Origin of the sequence: Bordetella genomosp. 1 (genome assembly GCF_002261335.1) — a bacterium.
Lineage (GTDB): Bacteria > Pseudomonadota > Gammaproteobacteria > Burkholderiales > Burkholderiaceae_B > Bordetella.
Genome location: NZ_NEVL01000004.1, coordinates 425,401 through 442,243, shown reverse-complemented (window position 1 = coordinate 442,243; position 16,843 = coordinate 425,401). Strand labels below are relative to the sequence as shown.

10 protein-coding genes are annotated in these 16,843 nt (G+C 63.0%); 3 read left to right on the top strand and 7 right to left on the bottom strand.

What is annotated here, in order from left to right; translation table 11 throughout:
- Positions 1-10 precede the first annotated feature (10 nt).
- Positions 11-1,954 carry a sigma-54-dependent Fis family transcriptional regulator gene (locus CEG14_RS18920; protein WP_094827943.1) on the top strand — a complete coding sequence of 648 codons (1,944 nt, stop codon included), beginning with the start codon at positions 11-13 and terminating at the stop codon, positions 1,952-1,954.
- A gap of 436 nt (positions 1,955-2,390) precedes the next feature.
- Here CEG14_RS18920 and CEG14_RS26430 read toward each other — a convergent pair whose 3' ends face one another.
- From CEG14_RS26430 to CEG14_RS18895, 3 genes are all read right to left on the bottom strand, one after another.
- Complete coding sequence (locus CEG14_RS26430; RefSeq protein WP_179280638.1) at positions 2,391-2,633, bottom strand: hypothetical protein; 243 nt, start codon at positions 2,631-2,633, stop codon at positions 2,391-2,393.
- A gap of 1,087 nt (positions 2,634-3,720) precedes the next feature.
- Complete coding sequence (locus CEG14_RS18900) at positions 3,721-4,128, bottom strand: hypothetical protein (RefSeq protein ID WP_094827941.1); 408 nt, start codon at positions 4,126-4,128, stop codon at positions 3,721-3,723.
- A 265-nt stretch (positions 4,129-4,393) separates the two neighbouring features.
- A complete protein-coding gene (locus CEG14_RS18895) occupies positions 4,394-4,729 on the bottom strand; it encodes a hypothetical protein (protein WP_094827940.1) in 336 nt (111 codons plus the stop codon).
- Between the two features lie 503 nt (positions 4,730-5,232).
- Between CEG14_RS18895 and CEG14_RS18890 the strand changes: the two genes are divergently transcribed.
- On the top strand, positions 5,233-5,445 hold the full coding sequence (locus CEG14_RS18890) for a ribonuclease domain-containing protein (protein WP_256985840.1): 213 nt from the start codon (positions 5,233-5,235) through the stop codon (positions 5,443-5,445).
- Positions 5,423-5,803 carry a barstar family protein gene (locus CEG14_RS26805; protein ID WP_094827938.1) on the top strand — a complete coding sequence of 127 codons (381 nt, stop codon included), beginning with the start codon at positions 5,423-5,425 and terminating at the stop codon, positions 5,801-5,803. The genes CEG14_RS18890 and CEG14_RS26805 overlap by 23 nt, the downstream gene beginning before the upstream one ends.
- 476 nt (positions 5,804-6,279) lie before the next feature.
- On the opposite strand, the gene CEG14_RS26085 is transcribed toward CEG14_RS26805, so the two are convergent.
- The 4 genes from CEG14_RS26085 to CEG14_RS18865 form a co-directional block, all read right to left on the bottom strand.
- The gene (locus CEG14_RS26085; protein WP_143277244.1) at positions 6,280-6,585 is read right to left on the bottom strand and encodes a hypothetical protein; all 306 of its coding nucleotides are present in this window, start codon (positions 6,583-6,585) and stop codon (positions 6,280-6,282) included.
- A 1-nt stretch (position 6,586) separates the two neighbouring features.
- Entirely contained in the window at positions 6,587-13,891 is a 7,305-nt protein-coding gene (locus tag CEG14_RS18875) for a two-partner secretion domain-containing protein (RefSeq protein ID WP_256985839.1), read from the bottom strand.
- Between the two features lie 102 nt (positions 13,892-13,993).
- Positions 13,994-15,676 (bottom strand): ShlB/FhaC/HecB family hemolysin secretion/activation protein, encoded by a 1,683-nt coding sequence (locus CEG14_RS18870; protein WP_256985838.1) that lies wholly within the window; start codon positions 15,674-15,676, stop codon positions 13,994-13,996.
- A 215-nt stretch (positions 15,677-15,891) separates the two neighbouring features.
- Positions 15,892-16,803 carry a DUF72 domain-containing protein gene (locus CEG14_RS18865; RefSeq protein WP_094827936.1) on the bottom strand — a complete coding sequence of 304 codons (912 nt, stop codon included), beginning with the start codon at positions 16,801-16,803 and terminating at the stop codon, positions 15,892-15,894.
- Positions 16,804-16,843: the final 40 nt, after the last annotated feature.

The window sequence follows — 16,843 nt, the reverse complement described above, 5'->3', positions numbered from 1 at the left end:
GGGAGACCTCATGGCGATGTCGGCAAGCAGCCAAGCTTTCGCGGACCCCGCAGCCGAGTCCCGGATCAGGCGGGCCTGGGAAGCGGTGCTGAGCGGCGCGCCCGTGCCGGGCGGCGGCGGGCTGCGCGGTCTGATCGAACGGTCTTGGCATCGCTGCGTGCGCGCCCGCGTCGACCCGGGCCAGTTCGGCGGGCCGCAGCCGCTGGCGCCCGCCGAGTTCGAACGCCTGCGCGCACTGCACGGCGATCTGTTGCAGGCCGGCGCGCCGGTGCTCGACCACGCGCAGGGCGTGCTGGCCGGCTTCGGCTGTCTGGTCACGCTGTCGGACAGCGCCAGCGTCATCCTCGCCGCGGCGGGCGAGGCCCGCGTGCTCGACGCGGGCCGGGCGATCCACCTGATGCCGGGCGTGGACTGGAGTGAAAGCCACTGCGGCACCAACGCGATCGGCACGGCGCTGGCCGCCGCCGGCCCCGTGCAGGTCCACTCGGCCGAGCACTTCTGCGAGGGCATCAAGCGCTGGACCTGTTCGGCCGCCCTGATACGGGATCCGGCCGGCGGCGGCCCGGTCGGCGTGCTCGACGTCTCCGGGCTGTCCGACACCTACAGCCGCCACAATCTCGCGTTCGCGGTGATGTCGGCGCGCCACATCGAAAGCCGGCTGGCGGCGCTCGATATCGAGCGCCGGCATCGGCTGGTGGAGGCGGTCCGCGGCCAGTGGCGCCGTGCCGGCGATGCGCTGGGCGCGATCCTGCTGGATGGGCGCGGCTTTCTGGTCAGCTTCAACGCCGCTGCGCAACGGGCCCTGGCGCGCGCGGGCGCGGACATCGTGCTCGAGCGCACTCACGCGATGCCGGGGTTCGCGCCCGGGGAGGGCAGGGGCGCGGCGGAGCTGCCGCCCTGGGCCCGGCCGGAATGGGTCGAGCCCGTGTTCCTGGACGGCGTGCGCCAGGGGACGCTGCTGCTGTTGCCCGCGGCGCCCGCCCTGACGGGCGCCACCGTCGAGAAGGATCCGCTCGCCGCGGTCATCACGGAGGATCCGGCCGTGCGCGTGCTCGTCGCGCAGGCGCGCCAGCTACGCGAATCCGACACGGCGGTGCTGCTCGTGGGCGAAACGGGCGTGGGCAAGGAGCTGTTCGCGCGCGGCCTGCACAGGGCCGGGCCGTTCGTCGTGCTCAACTGCGGCGGACTGTCGCGCGAGCTGCTGGCGAGCGAGTTGTTCGGCTACGCCGACGGTGCCTTCACCGGCGCGCGCAAGGGCGGCATGCCGGGCAAGATCGAGGCGGCGGCCGGCGGCACGCTGTTTCTCGATGAAATCGGCGAGATGCCGCTCGACATGCAGACCTACCTGCTGCGGGTCCTGGAGCAGCGCGAGGTCTGCCGGCTGGGCGAGAATGCGCCGCGTCCGGTGCGCTTTCGTTTGCTCGCGGCCACCCACCGCGACCTGGCCGCCGAGATCGACGCCGGCCATTTCCGCCTGGACCTCTATTACCGCATCGCCGTCGTGCAGCTGCAGATCCCGGCCTTGCGCGAGCGCAAGGGCGACATCGCGCTGCTCGCCCGCGCATTCGCCACCCGCTTCCAGCAGGAGCAGGGCAAGCTGCGCCGGGAGGTCGGCGGGGAGGTGCTCGACGTGCTGGCCGCGTATCCGTGGCCCGGCAACATCCGCGAGCTGCGCAATGCCGTGGAGAGTGCGGTCGCGCTGTCGCACGATGGCGTGGTACGCATCGACCGCCTGCCGGCCGCGGTGCGCGCCGCGGCCGCGGTGCGCACCGCGCCATCCGCGCCGGCGACGCTGTCGGAAAACGAGGCGGCGACGATCCGCCAGGCCATCGCCGCCAACGCCGGCAACCTCACACAATCGGCCCGCAGCCTGGGCATCGCGAAAAGCACGCTATATCTCAAGATGCGGCGCTACCGCATCTCCCGCGAAGGCCCGCGCGCCGCGCGGCATTAGTGGCTGAGCGCAACCCGGAGGCGCGATTCAGATCGACGGCGCGGGACGTGCCCTGGTCCTGACGGTTGGCGATGCGGGGCGGCTATGGCTCAGCAACGCAAACGGCTGGCTGCGCGAGCACTTCTTGCGGATCATCTTCTCTTGGCGGGTGCGTCTGACCTGCTCCCGGAAGATCCGCGCTGGTCAAGACCGGAGGCAAGCTTGCTTCACCGTGCCCCTGTCGTTTTCATCTTTGAATCTCACATAGCACGCGCTGGAAATATTAGCCGTGGCGATCCAATGCAGCCAAAATCGGGCCAATTTCCTCGAGCAATTCAGCTACAACGTTCCGCCGAAATCCAATGCGCGTTTCAAACCTACATTGTTCTCGGGGCCCCATCCGCAGCTTTTGCCGTAAAAATATTCGTTGCCTGACCATAGATCAGAGTAAGACCCCTTATTTCTGGTCGGGCCACTTCTTTAAATATCGTTCCTCTAGTTTTTCTGCGGACTTTAGAACACCACTCGCCTCACCGGGGAAAAAGGTAGCATAAACACGTGCCGCGATTTTCATCAAAGACACATAGTCGAACACTGAAATGCTTGAGGTTTCCATTTCACCCAAGAAAAAACTGACCTCATTGAAATCCTTGGGATCATCCCAGTCTTGATCAAGGGAATAGAAAAATCCTTCACTCACCGAGAAGCCGACCCCCTTCGAAGCGTCATGTATCAGCGCTGGAAAACTAGTCCTGCCCCTCGCGATAGAGGCCTTTATCAATTCGTAGAGGTCTTCATAATTCAGACCAGTTGAAGCAAATGACTCCTTGAGCCTTTCAAGTCAAGCTAAATTAGTCATCATTTTGTCCTGATTGTTTTACTGGTATGTGAACTTGGCATTGGCTTTTCGGCCCGTTGAGGTTAATACGATTTTTTCGTTTCGCTTGGCGCAAGATCAAATGCCAACAACGCCTCGTCAACCTTCATCCCAACGCGAGCGCACGCTTCAGATTGGCGGCTTGGATCACGCCCTAGTCGTGATGGTTGGCCTCGAGCGCGGCGTATTGCTCAGCAACGCAAACGGCTGGCTGCGCCAGCACCTCAACCGAAGAGCGTTTCATCAGACTACTGCAACGGGACAGATTCCATGGCGAGTCGATATCACATATGCCTCAAGCCCGTCGCGTTCAGGAACAATCCTCAGCCACCTACGCCTCTCAAACTCCAGAACAAGGACGCCCCCATCCTGAAGCGAAGCACTTGTCACCTGATGGTTAAGATAGTCATAGAGCAATTCGCTGGTGTGCGGACGCTCACCGTGCCCATGTAATTTTTTTCCTTGAATCTCACTTTTGAAAGGACACTGTATTAGGACAGTTGCACCATTCCCAAACATCAAAATTTGCGAACCAATGCCGACAGTCACGCCTGTAAGGACTGTTGACTGCAGTTCTGATAAATCTGCCTCATTAATCATGGATGCCCTCTCATCGTTTCGGTGGCACAGTTTTTGGGGGGTAATGGCACATGTGTTTCTCCCCTGGTGCCAGAGCCACCGGTCGCAGGGTTAATCGGCTGGCCTTTTTTTACACAAACTCAATAGCCATTGTCTAACCCAGGAACAGCTGCGGAGCCTGGAGGCATCAGTCGAATATAGATGCTGTCTGGAGCGGTTGGATCAGTGCCGGCGAGTAACAAGTGGTACTCCACGGAGTTTTCCGTGCTTTGCATTGAGGTTGAACAGCTTCCAACTTTTTGGGAGCAGTTCGTGGGCAGGGCTATTTTTTTCAGGTGAACTCTACCTTGCACTCAGACAGCGGGAATGAGCGGCCGTCCGAGATAACAAACTGATTGCCCTCTATTCGGGCCAGGAGTAAGCCAAGCCCTCTGGCACCTTCTTCTATATCCTTTTTCCAGCCGGCAAGATCGCCGTGGTAAATAGCCGCATGAAAGAGTGGGCCATTTGGGGGTGTAATAGAACATCCTGCTTCATTGATACCGCCATTGGTCGCATTCGGTGGCTCAGTAAAGCACGTTAGGTTCTTGAACTGCTTCCTAAAATTACTTTTTCCATCATCGGAAAAATAAATAGCATCCCGACTAGATACACCATCAGTTCCAGGAACAACCCTGGCGTCCGCTCTTTCCAGCTTTCCACCAATAATTCGCTCCAACTCTTTGATTCTGTCGCTCATGACGCCACCTCAATGCTTCACTGGAGTAATGGAAAAACGTGAACTTTGTCACGCCCGATTCGGTGAAAATTTAAGCGTAATATTCCGCCAGCTCGGGGCCGTTCGTATGCGCTGAGGCGAATCGCTTGGCGGACAGGACCTCGCACTGCACCCGAAAGTCCGCTTGTCGCACCATCGAGCACCAACAATGCTGACCTTCTCCCAGAAGGCCGCAAAAAGGGTTCAAAAACGCCCCATATTTAGCCTTTGCATCTAAATTTGCCTCTTAGTTTTCAGGATAAAAGAAATCTATATTTATTTTGGATTTAACTAAGTCCAAGACCACTTCTAAGCCATTCCATGCTGGCAGGCCTCCGGTAAGTTTATTTTCAACATGCCAAAGGCGCAGCTCTGTTAAGAGATCTAAAATATCTGTATTCGCTCGCCCGCCCGCCGTGAACCAAGCAACGTTGCCCTGTTCATCAACATAATCATACTCATATTCACAGCTATCTCGCTCTCGGGATAACTGTGCGCGCATTATGATTTTACGAGCTCCGTCGGGAGCGACTTCAAATAAAATTCTGCCGATTTCATTGTAAATGTCATCATCATTGCGCATTAATTTCCACCCGGCGAGTTTTTAAATACAAGTTCTTTTGGGCGAGCGCCGCCTATTGAATATTCCACATTAAAGCTATCTGGCCGAAGACTTTTTCCAGAATTCACAGGTTCAATCTTTACACCAACCTGTTTGCCCTCCTTACCTTTCTCCGCTGTTTGTGTCGTACGTCCCCTCTCAGATTCTCAAGCCGGGGCAGAATTCAGCCAGAGCGACGTTCAGCGCGCGCCGGGTCGGTGTTCAGACCGACCCCCGCGCACGCTCAGGTTGGCCGCGGTCACGCCCTGGCCCTGGTGGATGGTGTCGAGGGCGGCGTATGGCTCCGCATCCCCGGGTTCCGGCGCGTGCCGTACTCATCCCAGGCGATTGGCGTCGATTGAGAGACGGACGGCCATGATCCTGAGCCAGACCGAGCGCTGTGAACGCGTCATGCAGCGATCAATGCCATCGCCAGTCAACGTCTGGAAGGGCCGGAGCCCGATGCCGAGGGGATCCAGCAACCGGTGGCCGTTGCCGAGAATGGATTGGGTCTTCCTCAGAGGCCGACAGTCCACTATGCCGAATACGTTCATCCCACTCCGGGTATTTCCGGGCCTGGGCCTCAACGACTAGTCGTTGGGAAAGGAGGGGAGGTGTACTACACGGCAGACCATTACAAGACCTTTTATCAAGATTGCAAAGTAGGTGAAGAAAATGGTGCCATTTACATTTACTGAAAACAGTCCTTCATATGATGCGTCTAATGTTTTTTATGCTCGTATTGATCCGGAAGCTAGTTCGGCTGATGAGTTGTTGAAGTCTCTGTATTACATTCTTTGGTTTCCGGGATACTTCGGGTTCAATTGGGATGCGCTATACGACTGTTTGAGGGACCTGAGCTGGATACCTTGCGAAAAGGTTGTTTTGGTACACGAGTCGCTGCCTAAACTAAAAAAAGAGGACCTTCGTGTGTATCTGGAGGTGCTTCGCGATTCTGTCCTAGATTGGCGCGTAGGGGAGGAACACGTGTTGGAAGTGAATTTTCGTTCACGGGATGAGTACGTCATCAGATCTATTCTGAGCAAAAAGGTATAACTTGGTCGAATAGATCATTCGTCTAGACATTTGATCGACGCGGTGAAAGGGGTGACTAACCGCCCTGCGCCCCACGCGCCTGATGGCGCTGCGCGCCGGGCAGGTGGTGGCGTAAGCACCCCTGTCAAGTAGACATCGGTTGATAGATCATCGGAGCAAGGGGTAGCCGGGGCATGAATGGCACCGGCGGGAGGCCACCCAGCGATTCGTGCGAGCGGTACTGGTTGTAATCGTCCAGCCATTGATCCCACGATCGTGTGCATTGCGGCGCGAGCCGCTTCCGCCTGCGGCCCTTTTCCCAGTGCCGAGATGATCTCCTTTACCTGGGACGCCGCCAACCCTTGCAAGTAGTTGACCGCGACAGCCTGTATCGCGTCACCGGCGGCGCCGGTCACATTGCCGCTGACGCTCCACAGAAAACACAGCCTGACACCTTATTTCAGAAAATTCTTATTCCACCACCAAATACGGCATAGTTACATTGGTTTCTCATTTTCATGTAGAACTAAAAATTTTGTTTTATTAAATGAATTCTTCATCAATTCAACGACTTTAGGGATCTGATCCGCAGCGGCCTTTTCATTGAGCCTAACCATGAAGAACGACCGAGCATGCATACCATATCCGAGAGAAATTTCCTTATGGAATTCATTAGCCTCAGACACCTTAGAAAGTAAAAATTTTCTATCAAAGAGCTTCCAATGGACTTTAGCCAAGGAACCGAGTATGACCTCGGACTCACGAGGCGAGGCTGAGGAATAACAAAACAAGTCAATCGCCATCTTAATTCCTTTTAATACTTAGCCTAACAACAGCACCCGTCTTGTCTATTGCAATCACCTGCTTCAATCCTGGGATTGGATAGTTGGTGAGTTGAGTTTGTAGCGCATCGGGCGTTGCCGAGCTATCGGTCAAATTAACAACTATATTATCAGCCTGCCCTTTGGCTACCTTATCGGAAATGTTGTACGCAATATTTCTAACATTTCCAGTTGACGGAGCATAATTGTCGAAAATTTGACCATTGACCAAATAATCGGGATTTTTAGGGCCAGGAACAACAGGGTTTTGTATAACTTCGAAGCCATTCTTTGCCAGAGCAATTGCGCTCTGGTTTTCCAATTCAAGCGACCGGGTGGTTACCTCATCGGATAATGGAGGAATGCGTGTTGGTAGCCCCGAAAGCGAGCCCTTGTTTGCACCCTCGCTCGGTATGAGCTGAGGCCCTTGCTGCTCAGGCAAAGGCGTGACGCTGCCACCTTGATGCTTGTTTGAGTCAGCCTGAAGCCCCGGCGTGCCAAGGTTGCCCTGATCGGATTCATACCCCGGTGTCTGCTCCGATTGCCGCGAGTCTCCTGGATAGCCTGGTACCCGCGTATCTCCACCCGGCGGCACTGCAGGAGTCTCCAGCGGCCCAGCCGCCCCCTCCGGCCCGGAATCCGTTCCAAATAGCGCGTTCCACGCCCGAGTCAGTCGAAGCGCAATGTTGTCGTCTGCACTGAGCTCGTCTCCCGAATCTGAGCCCAGCCGCTGACGATTGGTGTCTCCCGCCCCGGTTCCGCGCTTGCCCACTCCGCCAAGCGCGCCACCCGAACCTGCCATCCCTGGCAACGGCAGCGCAAATTGATTGTTCTCCAACTCTAACCGTGCCGAATTGTTCACCGCTGCCACGGCGTTGGAATCCAACACCGCAGTCATTCCGGCCAGTAGGCTAGTCACCAAATTAATGCGCGCTTCGCGTTCCACCGGAGCGAGCTTGCCCGCAGGTTCACCAAAAGCCTGATCTATGAGTTGGCTGACAAAAATGCCAGTCGACGCACCCGCAGCGCCAGCGCCGCAATTGGTGCTTCTCGCCGCAGCGCCCGCGCATGCCACCAGCGCATGGAACGCCACTTGTCCGGGGGATCCGTCGCCGCCGAGTAGCGGTGCAATTTCCTTGATTTTGGCTGCCCCCAAGCTCTGCAGGTAATTCACGGCCGCAGCTTGCAATAATTCTCCCGCGCCGCCCGTCACGTTTCCACTCACAGCTAGCGTCACGGCAGCCAGCGCTTCCCGATACGTGCCACCAGGTGCCCACTGCTTGACCTGCTCGTACTGAGCTCGCAATTGGTCCCTACCTGGCCCTTCAGGAGCGGTATCTAGCGCCTCCTTGATGGCTTTGGCTTCCTTGGCCCGATTCGTCAGGAACTGCCCCACCTGCCGCTGAGACTCCGACACAATCTCGAACCCCGCCTCGATCTTCTCCTTGTCAAAGATCGGCTTGAGTGCGTTCAAGGTATCGGACGACGTGTCGTGGTTGAGCGAGGCGAGCGTCTCGGTTGCCGTCATTCCGGAGAGATCCTGCTGAGCGACGGCATCGCGGATGAGCTCCGTACCGCCGCTGATCGCGCTGTACGTGGTCGAGCGGTCTCGGCCACGGGCGGCGCTCGCCGCCGGGGTTCCCATCCCCGGCCCGCCCGATGTCTGGGGCACGCTCGTGCCCGGCTGCGCCTTGGAGCCGCTGGCCACGTTGCCCTTGGCGTCCGTACCCAGGCCAGCATTCTTGCCGCCCGAGCCGCCCCACCCGTACCCGCCACTGATCCCGACCTGGCTCGCCTTGTAGCGGGCGCTGTTCTTCACGTTCTCGGTCAACAGCGTGCCCGTCGCCAGCGTGTTTCGCCCGTCGGCCACGGCCTGGCCGCTGCTGGCGATGAGCCCGCCGATCAGCGTCGTGTTGTTCCTGACACCGACGTTGAAGCCGCCATCACCTGCCTTCAGGCCCGCCTGCTCCGAGGCTGACTTGAAGTTGCTCTTCATCTGGCCTTGCGACACGTTGCCGGAGATGCTGCTGGTGCAATAGCCATAGCAAAGACTGCCTGCGATGCCGGCGCTTTGCTGTTTGGACGCGTAGGTGCTGATGTCCTGCAAGGTCTCGATGCGCAGGTTGTTGCCTACCGACGCCACGATCCGATCTGCCTGGCCGACGGCGCCGATCAGCGACGTGTCGCGACCGGACTGCAGGCCAAGCACCTTGCCCGCCGTGACGGTGCTGCTGCTCCAATGGATGTCCTTGCCATCTGCCTTGCCGCGCGCGCCACCGGCCGCGACGTTCAGCGTGAAGCCCAGCCCCCGTGAGCCCGCCGTCACACCGACGCCGATACTGGCGTTGGTGCGCTTGTTCGTGCTGTGCTGCACGGAGGTGTTCCGGGCGGCCCGCAGGACAATGTCACCGTCCGCCTTGATGGCGACGTTGTTGCCGGCCGACAGGCTCGATCCCGTCACCGTCACGTTGGAGGCCTGGCCGCCGCCTTTTGCGAGAACGGTCAGGTCGCCTTCGGCGGCCGCGGTGGACCCGCGAACCGACGAGGATTCCCGCTTCGTGGTGCTTTGGCTCTTGCTCGATCCCAGGTCGATGCTGATGTTCAGGCCGCCCGCCGCGCGGGGGTCTGCCTGGATCGCGTCATGGGCGTTGACGCCAGCCCACCCTGTCGTGGCCAGGGCCAGCCCCTGCATGACCTTGTTGTCGGTCCTGCCCGCCGCGTCGCCCATCTTGCCGGCGGTCTGCATCGCACTCACGATAGGCGTGCTTGCGTTGATGCTGAACCCGCTCTGCTTGACCTCGTGATACGCCTTATCGCTGGCAGTATCGGCGACCGCCCCGATACGCACGTCTCGCCCGATCATGGCGACGTCGCCCTGCCGCGCCAGCACATTGCTGCCAACGATGTTCAGGGAACGACCGGCGTTGATCAGCGTATCGCCTTGAACGCTGCCGACGGTGCTTGCGGTGTGGAACACCCTGGTGCCGTCGAGAATGTCGGTCTGCTTGCGGGTGCCGTAGCTCAACCCGCCCATCGCACCGAACCCGGACTTCTTGATGTGCTCGTAGTCGTAGTTGGCCGAAGAGTTTTCGCCTGCAACGATATCGACGTCGCGCCCGCCAGACATCACCAGGTCGCGTTGCGCGCCGACATTCGAGCCAACGACGTTGACATCCCGGCCGGCCATCGCCATCGTGGTGTCGCCGGTGAAGGTTGAAGCCACGCCCGCGGTCCACGACGCTTCCTTGATGCGATGCGTCGTCTTGCTGGACCAGAACCCCCTCGTCTTGTAGTAGATCTCGTTGTACGTATACCCGCTGGAATCCCCCGCCAGCACATCGATGTTGCGTCCCGCACCCATCGCCAGCTGCTTGTCGGAAGACACTTGCGCGGCAATCGCCTTGATGTCCTGCGCGGCCATCAGCGTCAGGTTTCCGGCCGCGGCAATGCGGGTGCCGACGTCTTCCGTCGTGCGCATCTCCGACCGGTTCTTTTTGCCGAAGTTGAACGACTCCGCGTAGTTCGTGCCGGCGGCGGTCAGGTTGATGGCCACGCCCGCGCGGATGCTGGCGTCGCGGGTGGCGGCGATGGCCGCGGCCTGGGCGTTGACGTCACGGCCCGCCTGCACGTTCAACGTACCGGCATCGATGCGCGCCACCCCGTCAATGAGGGTGTTGCTGATGCCGCCGCGAACATTCGATTGCGTGCTGGAGGTGAGCGTGATGTCGCGGCCCGCCGTCAGCGCGATCGCGTCTCCCTTGAGCAGCCCCGCCAGATTGTCGATGTCGTTGCGCGCATGCAGGTTGACCGTCTTGCCCTGGATCGTACCCACGGTGTTGCGCACGTTCTGCGCATCGACCACCAAGGCATTGCGCGCGATGATGGCGCCGCTGTTGTCCACGCCGCCCGTCGTGCTGATCTGCGTGTCGCGGCCGGCCATCAGCGTGCCGTCGCCGCGCAGGTCGCCCGGCTTGACGGCCAGGTAGACCTGCGGGGCCAGCACCTGTTGCTGCGTGCCGTCGGGCAGCGTCACGGTCTGCGCCACCATCCAGACGATGTCGCGGGTCAGGCGCCGCAGTTGCTCCACGGTCAGGGCGGTGCCCACCGACAGGCTGAACGCGTTGGCGAAGTCGGCGCCCGCCGACAGCAGCGCCTTGTACTGGGTTTCGTTGTCGGTGTAGTCGCCGACGAAACGCTGGCCGGTGGCCAGCATGACCTGCTCGGCGACCCGCTTCTGCTCGTAGAAGCCATCGCCCAGGCGCTTGAGAATGTGGCCGGGATCCTGCTTCAGTTTCTCCAGCAGGAAATCGCTGGACACCACGGTGCGCGCACCAATGAACCGGCTGTCGGTGGCGATAAGGTAGGGCGCGTCGGGCGCCGTGATGACCTGGTACCGCTTGCTGCTGGGAAGAGTCGGCGGCAGCACCACGATGGCGATGGTCTGCCTGCCGGGCAGCGTGATACGCGTCAGCGTCGCAGGCGGCAGCGTCTGGTCGACGGTGCTGCCGTCGGGTTGGCCGGACGGTGCGACCGCGGCGCCGCCGCGCGCCGCGCCCAGGCCGGTCTCGATGCGTTCGGCCTGGACGGTGGCGTTGTAGTCGGAACGGTTGTACTTGCGGGAGTCGTTCTTCTCGTAGGTGTAGGCCATGGTGCCGACACGATCGACCGTGCGCAGCCCCTCGGCGCCGACGTTGCTCAGCGTGCCGCCCTCGGTCTTCAAGGTGCCGCCGGCGAGGATGCGGCTCCTGTCGTTGATGATGTTGCCCGACAGGCGGGCGTTGGCGCCCACGATGATCTTGCCCGGATCGCTCTGCGTGATGCGGGTCTCGCGCGCGATCTCGGTCACCTGATAGAAGGTGAAGTCCTTGATCATGCGGCTGTTGCGGAAGTCGGCGTTGAAGGCCTTGATCTTCTGGTTCAGCGTGTCGTAGAGAACCAGGTCGTGGTCGTACCGGGCCTGTTGCTGGGCCAGGTCCGCGGGGCAACGCCGGCCGCAGGCGTCGGGCGACGGCGGCCGCCGTATGCCGCTGGGGCGTTCCACGTCGAATACGGCCCAGATCTTGGCGTCTGGTTCGTAGCGGAACTGGGCGGGGCGGGTATGGCAATCGCCGGCATCGCCGCCGCCGCAGTGATAAGTCTCGGGAACGTACGCCAGGCCGATCGGCGCGCTGACGCCCGCGCGCCCCTGCTGGTCTCGTTGGATGTTGCTGTAATCAAACGGCGGCCCGTACCGGCTTTCCGGATAACGCGCCGACGGCATCAGCAGGCGCCGTTCGTCGTACGGCCCCATCCAGCTCGGATCGCGGCCGCAGATGGACTTGACGGTATTGCAGAACCACATGCCCGTGCCATCGACGATGTCGGTGGTGCCGTCCAGGCGATAGAACCACTTGGTTTCGCGGCTGACCTCGGCAGTTTCGCTGGCGAAGTGCAGGTTGCGATTCCGGATGCTGGCGGCGGCGATGTCCGCGTTGCGCGCGGCCTCGAGGGTGGCCGATTCGTTGGCCAGCAGCGTCGCCTGCCCGGTCGCCTTGCCGGTGCCGTCCAGTGCGCCGCCGATCCGCAGGTCGCCCGCCGCATGGACCAGCGCATGTTCGCGGTTGGTCAGCGTGCCCACGCCCAGGTCCGCGTCGCCACGAGAGGCGATGACGGCGTTGGGCTCGTTCTGCAGCAGCGGCGTCCGGATGCCGACGCGGTCGCCATAAATGCGCCCGGTATTGACCAGGTTGCCAGCGGTGATTCGGGTGTAGCCGCCGTCCATCAGGCCGGCGGTGGCCAGCGGGCCGCCGATGAGCAGTGCATTGTTGCGCACCGCAATCAGTTCACCGCCGGCACGGTTGGTGAGCGTATCCGCCGCTATCTTCAGGTCCCGGCCCGCGTGGATCTTGCCGTCGTTATCGAGCGTTCCGGTGGTCAGCGCCAGGTCCTGTCGCGCGCCGATGGTGCCGCCGGTGTTGTCGATCGCGCCGACGGTCCGCAGGTCCAGTGCGCCAACGCTGGCGATCTTGCCGCCCGTGTTGTTCAGGCTGGCCGCGCGCAAGGCCACCGAGCCGCCATAGGCCGAGCCGGCGCGATGGGTGATGGCGCCCCTGGCGTCCAGGGTCAATGCGCCACCGGCGACGAACTTGCCGCCCGACAGGTCGAGCGCGTTCGCGGAGACGGTGGCATCGCCGCCGGCCACCAGGGTGCCGGGGTTGAGCAACTGCTCAACCTGCGCGCTCAGCGCGCCACGCGCACGGATGGCGCCGTCCGCTTGCAGGCCCGCCGTGAGTGCGCCACGGTTTTCAAACTGGTGCGCCTCGATGCGGGTGTCGGCGGCCGAGGACATGGCGTTGTCGTTGACGAGCTTGCCGCCGGCAGTGAGCGCCAGCGTGCCCGCTGCCGCGACGGTGCCGCCGTTGACGACGTCGCGAGCGCTTCGTACCGACAGGTCGGTGGCGGCCTGCACGCGGCCCGATGGCAGGATCCTGACGTCGCCGTTGGCGCTGACCGTCAGCCTGCCGGTCAGCGCCGCCAGGTTGCCGCCGATGTTCACGCCAACCCCGGCCTCCGTGCCGATGAGGCGGATGCTGTTGGCGTACATGCCTCCCAGCGCAGCGACGTCCAGCGCCACGGCTTCGCCCGCCCCGGCGCTGGTCAGGGCCGAGACGTCGATACCGTCATGGCCGACGCGCGCCGCTCCTGCCACCACGTTCAGGCGATCCGCCCAGACCTGGGCGTTTATTTCCAGCGTGCGGGCCAGCAGATCCAGCTGGCTGAGATTGGCGCCGTACAGGCCCGCGCCTTCGATGGCCAGGCGCCCACCGGCAATCTCGAAAGCCAGCGTGCCATCCGGGCCGCTGACCGGCTTGCCGGTGGTGAGCGTGGCGCGGTTGGCGTTCATGAAGCCGCAACCGTTGCACGTGATGCCCGCGGGATTGGCAACGATGACGTTGGCGCGGTTGCCCGCCACTTCCAGCATCCCCATCAGCTGCGACGGGTTGGGCGCCGTCACCTGGTTCAGGATGGTGGTGGCACGCTGGTTGCCCAGCATCGGATTGCCCGCCACCTGTCCGGCCACTTGCGTCTGGCTGGCCGCGCCGCTGTTGTTCAGCACCACGCCCGAGGGGCCGACGTTGAACCGGACGAACCGGTTGTTCGAGACGCCTCCGGCCGTAGGCGGCGCGACGTTGATCACCGGCACGCCGTTGCTGATCCCGACGACAGGCTTCTGGCCTGACACGCGCTTGTCCACGGTGATGGGCAGCGTCTGGGCCAGGACGGGGGCCCATATCTGCGTGATCAGCACGGACCCAACGACTGCGGAGCGAAATCTGGACATGATGAGACGGCCCCCGATAACGTGAAACAACGTGTCCGGCGCGGGCAGCGCGCGCTGGACAAGCCCCATTCAGAACTCGAACATCAGCGTGGCGGCAAGGACCGTGCTCTGGGCCTTGAGGTTGTCAGGCTTCTTCAGGGGCCAGCCGAGCGAGAGGTCGTAGCTGGCGCTGACCGCGCTTGCGACACCGGGCAAGGCGACGCGGCCGCGTAGCCCCGCCACCGCGCCGACCAAGGTGCGACTGGCCAGGGTTTGCGCGCTCGGGCCGCCGACGTGGCCGACGTCAAGGCCGATGTACAGCTGCTGGCCCGGCAGGCGCGCCAGATTCAGCGAGAGGTCGTTTCGCAGCGTCCAGCCGTCTTCCGCGGCGAGCGTCATCTGGCCATCGAAGCCGCGCACCGCGTAGCGGTTGCCGATGGTGAAGAAGTCGGCCGGCACGACCGGCGTCATGGCGTGCTGGATCTGCCAGTTGGCCTGGTAGGCCAATGCCTGGCCGGCCAGCGTGAAGGGCAGGTAGAGGCCGGCGTTGGCTGTGAGGATGGTGCTGCGGCCGTTCCAGTCGGCGTCGCCGTAGACGTAACCGGGCTGGTCGGACAGCTGCGGCAGGATGCCGCGCACGCCGCCGCCGATGTCCAGCACCATCCGGTCGATGTATTGGCGATGGCTGTAGCTGAACTCGTAGCCGACCACGTCCCGCCGCTGCACGTCGATGTCGACGTCGTTGAGGGTGCTGTTGGTGTGTTTGCGCAGGAACTTCAGCGTGGTCGTGCCCTTGTAGCTGGCGCCGCGGTAGGGCACCCACGACACGCCCATCTCCCACTGCTCGCTGGTGCCGCCGTAGACGATGGGTTCGTCGAAACCCGCCACGGTCTGGCGATAGCGCGACATGCTGGCACCGGCGAACAGGGCCAGGTAACCGAATGGGATGCTGTAGTTGACCGAGGCTGCGCGCGAGCCCGCCTCGTGGTTGCGCAGGTTGGCGTTGGCTGTCGAGGAAACAGCCAACTGGTCGTACAGGAACAGCGGGGAATCGAGGGTGACGCCGGCGTTGACCTGGTTTTTGCCGGTGGATGCCATGCCGGCGTTGTCAGCGCCCAGGTAGGCATGCCAGCGCCTGCCGGTGCCGGGCTTGATGATGATGTCGGAGTCGCCCAGCTCGGGGCCGGGGGCCACGTCGATGCGGGCGTCGCCCTGGCCGGCCAGCCGGCGGATGTTCTCCAGCGCCTGATCGAGGTCGCGCTGGTTGACTTCGCCACCGGGCCAGGCGGGCAGGGCGGTGCGCCACCAGCCGGGCGCGCCCTCGCTCCTGACCGCGGAGATGCGGCCGGGCACGTAGCGCAGCGCCAGCGTGCCGGTGGCCAGCGACTGTTCGGGCACCAGCACCCGCGCGGTGATCAGGCCTCGATCGATCAGGCGCGCCATCAGGTGTTCCTGCAGCACGCGCAGGCCTTGGCCGCCCACGCACCGGCCCTGCGCCGCCGCGCTGTCGCGGCGCAGGGCGGCGGGGGGTGGAGCGCCGTCCCAGACCACCTGGTCCAGCGTGAAGCACGGAGACTCCACCGGCAACACCAGCGCCTCTTCGCCCGCGGCGGGCGTGGACAGCACGTCAGGCCGCGCGGCGGCGCGGGCGCGCTGGGCATCGAGCTCTTGCGCCTGGCGGCGTTCGATGTCAGTGGTGCGCGCCGCGGCATCCGCGGCCAGGGGTTGCGCGGCCAGGGGAGACAGGCATGTCAGGGGCGAGATTGCCGACACGCACAGCGCCGCGCACGAAAGTGGCTTCGGCCGAAGGCGGCGTCGCGGCACGAGGATAGGCGCTTGATTCATGTCGACACCGGCCGCCTTGCGGCCGTCGCGGGAGGGGGATCACATCGCCTTTCTCCGCTGTTTGTGTCGTACGTCCCCTCTCAGATTCTCAAGCCGGGGCAGAATTCAGCCTGAGCGACGTTCCGCGCGCGCGGGATCGGTGTTCAGACCAACCCCAGCGCACGGTTCAGGTTGGCGGCGTTGGTCACGCCCTGGTCCTGGTAGTTGGTGTTGAGCACCACGTGGGTCTGGCCGCTGCGCTCGGCCAGCGCGGCGATGCGGCGCGCGAGGTCGGCGATTTCTTCGGGCGTGTACTCGTATTGGAAGCGCGACGAGGATGCGCCCGCGCGGGTGTTCCAGCTTGCCGCGTTGCGGCCGTGCAGCCGCACCAGCGCCAGCGCATCGGAGGTGGTTTCCCACACGGCGGGCACGGTGTTGTCGAAGCCCTGCGGCGCATCGACCACCGTGTGCACCACGCCCAGGTCGCGCTCGAACGCCAGCGTCTCGCGCGTGGCGTGGGCGCCGTCGAACCAGCTGCGATGGCGAAACTCCACCGTGGTCGGCACCTCGCGCGCATGGCGGATCGCCGCCCGCACGCGCGCCATGCCGCGCGCGTCGCGCCGCACCCAGGGCGCGAACTGCAGATGCAGCGCGCCGAGGCGGTCGGCCTGGCGCAGCGGCTCGAGCGCCATCAGCTGCCGGTTCCAGATCTCCGCGAGCCATTCGGGCGGCACCTGGTTGTCGTAGAGCACGGCGGAGTCGGGCGCGTCGTCCAGGCCCAGGTCGCGCCGCATGTCGCGCGGCAGCGCGGCGGCCGGCGTGGCGTGGCCGGTGAACAGCCGGAACGCCTTCATGTTGAACACGAAGCCGGGCGGCGTGCGCTGGGTCCAGGTGTGCGAGACGGCCGGGTCGGCGAGGGCGTAGAAGCTGGCGTCTGCCTCGACCAGACCGAAGCGCGAGGCGTAGAAACGCAGCCGGCTGGCGGCGTCGCGTGCCTCGGGCGGGTAGAAGCGGCCGCAGGCCAGCAGGGTGGGGTCGGTCCAGGAGGCGGTGCCGGTGAGAATGCGGGCGGACATGGCCGGGGGCAAATCTGGGTTAAATTAATCTGTATAAATA

Excerpts from the sequence above, each read along its gene's own strand:
- CEG14_RS18865 (WP_094827936.1), bottom strand. The coding sequence starts at position 16,803 with ATGTCCGCCCGCATTCTCACCGGCACCGCCTCCTGGACCGACCCCACC.
- CEG14_RS26805 (WP_094827938.1), top strand. The coding sequence starts at position 5,423 with ATGGTGCCATTTACATTTACTGAAAACAGTCCTTCATATGATGCGTCT.
- CEG14_RS18895 (WP_094827940.1), bottom strand. The coding sequence starts at position 4,729 with ATGCGCAATGATGATGACATTTACAATGAAATCGGCAGAATTTTATTT.
- CEG14_RS26085 (WP_143277244.1), bottom strand. The coding sequence starts at position 6,585 with ATGGCGATTGACTTGTTTTGTTATTCCTCAGCCTCGCCTCGTGAGTCC.
- CEG14_RS18900 (WP_094827941.1), bottom strand. The coding sequence starts at position 4,128 with ATGAGCGACAGAATCAAAGAGTTGGAGCGAATTATTGGTGGAAAGCTG.
- CEG14_RS18920 (WP_094827943.1), top strand. The coding sequence starts at position 11 with ATGGCGATGTCGGCAAGCAGCCAAGCTTTCGCGGACCCCGCAGCCGAG.